Raw genomic sequence first — 1,760 nt, forward strand, 5'->3', positions numbered from 1 at the left:
CATTTGTTTTGCCAGCTTGTATGCCCTATTTCCCAGATCTCTTGATTTCTGCAAATTCGTCTGCATTTCAGGCTGCCATTTTTCGAACGTAAACTTAGCCGGAACGTTTCCGGGAAAGACTGAGTAGCGATAAATGGCACGTACCTTTTTACGGTTCAATGCGGCCATAGAGCGTTCGTAGAAGCGCTTCTCAATCTCCTCTTGAGTTGGCAGCTTGCTAACGTCCATCCCTCGCTTTTCGATGATTTTTTGCACGTCCGCATGTGTGAATAGGCCTTTAGTCGACTCCATATCCCCAGTTCTCCTTTGTTTCCGTGTGTTCTAGCCGTCTACCAGATGAAAACTTGCGATTTGCCTGTGCCGCCATAGTGTCGTACTTCGATCTCAGCTTTGACGCACTTAGAATGTTGGTTTGCCAAAACGTGTCAAGCTGGCACCAGTCAATCATCTTGTGTATCTTCTCAAACGGTCGATGATCTAGTTGATTCATCTTTCGAATGTCATCAGCCCACACTTGCAAGTTTGGTTTCCTATGCTCAGGGTTGTTGCCTTTGATCTTCGACCAGAGATAGACAGCTTCGATCATTTCAGGAGAGTCGTCAGCGTATTCACGCTTGCGGGAATGGTGACTATCTTCTTTCTTTTCCTTCTTCTCCTTCTCTTCCTTCTTGTTTGTTGACACTTGATTGACAGTTGATTGACGTTTGATTGACACTTGATTGTCATTGTCCTGATAGTCACACCACTTAGATATTGATATGATGCTATATTTGGTGTTTGATTTGATTGTCAACATTCCACTACTTTCAAACTTCTTAACCCATCTCCACACCTGACGCCATGACACTTGATTGTCACGTCGCACACCATCATTCATCTCAGACGCCAGTGCGTGGGCTCCTGTCACCATTTCTCCGCTTGTCACGGATACTTCTTGACCGTTGAATAAGAACTTGCTAGGAGCATGATTTGCTTTCATCAAAATCAGTAGCCAAAGTTTCAACTGATTCGCGTCAGTCACATACGAAGGACTGGCGTATTTTCCGATATACTTTGATCCAGCCTCCGTCTGCCATGTCATCACCTCAAATCAGAATGGAATCGTAAATAGCTCATAGCCGTCTACCTCAGTGTCACCACGTTCAAGCGCGTCACCGATATATTCGGGGCATCTGCCAAGGAAACGACACGCTTCCGATCGGCTGTAAAAATATCGAATCTGACCAGTCGGCGGATCTCGCAATACGACAGGAACTGCTGCCTTGTTAAGCTTATGCTCATATGCATGCATCAAGTTCCCACGTGGAGTGATCCATTCCAGATTATCGGCATTATTATTTGACGGGTTTCCATCGATGTGGTTGACATCTGGCAAATTATCAGGGTTGGGATGAAAAGCCAAGCAGACAAGCCGATGAACTAAAAACTGCTTACAAGCACGAGATTTCCATAATGTTACGCGCTTATATCCACCTTTATCCGTTTTCTGTTTAAGCGTTCTGCCTTGCCATTTGCGTTCGTAAGTGGTGCCATTTCGAACTGTCACAGTTGTTTTACCAGGGACGGTTCGAATCTGTCCACGATCAGAAACTTGATAAAGATGCTCATATGAAGGAATGTCTTTCCAATTTTCCATTTTTAATTACCTCTTTTAAGTCAGAATGGAAGATCGTCACTTACGTCTATTGGTTGACCGTTGTTGGCAAATAGATCGGCTGTATTGGTTTGTCCTGCTTGTTCCGGTGTGCCGAAAGACGGAT

At 44.7% G+C, this 1,760-nt stretch carries 2 protein-coding genes and 2 pseudogenes; all 4 read right to left on the bottom strand.

The window, feature by feature from the left end; translation table 11 throughout:
* Positions 1 to 291 (bottom strand): annotated as a pseudogene (locus BVJ53_RS14195) (ATP-binding protein); the annotation flags it as partial.
* Complete coding sequence (locus BVJ53_RS14200; protein ID WP_238150188.1) at positions 278 to 1,081, bottom strand: replication protein; 804 nt, start codon at positions 1,079 to 1,081, stop codon at positions 278 to 280. The pseudogene BVJ53_RS14195 and the gene BVJ53_RS14200, both read right to left, overlap by 14 nt.
* Positions 1,082 to 1,090: 9 nt before the next feature.
* A complete protein-coding gene (locus tag BVJ53_RS14205) occupies positions 1,091 to 1,636 on the bottom strand; it encodes an NUMOD4 motif-containing HNH endonuclease (protein ID WP_015978886.1) in 546 nt (181 codons plus the stop codon).
* A gap of 20 nt (positions 1,637 to 1,656) precedes the next feature.
* Positions 1,657 to 1,760: pseudogene (locus BVJ53_RS15655) on the bottom strand (DUF669 domain-containing protein); the annotation flags it as partial.

It is taken from the genome of Lacticaseibacillus chiayiensis (genome assembly GCF_004123795.1).
Classification (GTDB): Bacteria; Bacillota; Bacilli; order Lactobacillales; family Lactobacillaceae; genus Lacticaseibacillus; species Lacticaseibacillus chiayiensis.

What these genes read in the sequence shown, in the direction of transcription:
- BVJ53_RS14200 (WP_238150188.1), bottom strand. Translation starts at nt 1,081, where the DNA reads ATGACATGGCAGACGGAGGCTGGATCAAAGTATATCGGAAAATACGCC.
- BVJ53_RS14205 (WP_015978886.1), bottom strand. Translation starts at nt 1,636, where the DNA reads ATGGAAAATTGGAAAGACATTCCTTCATATGAGCATCTTTATCAAGTT.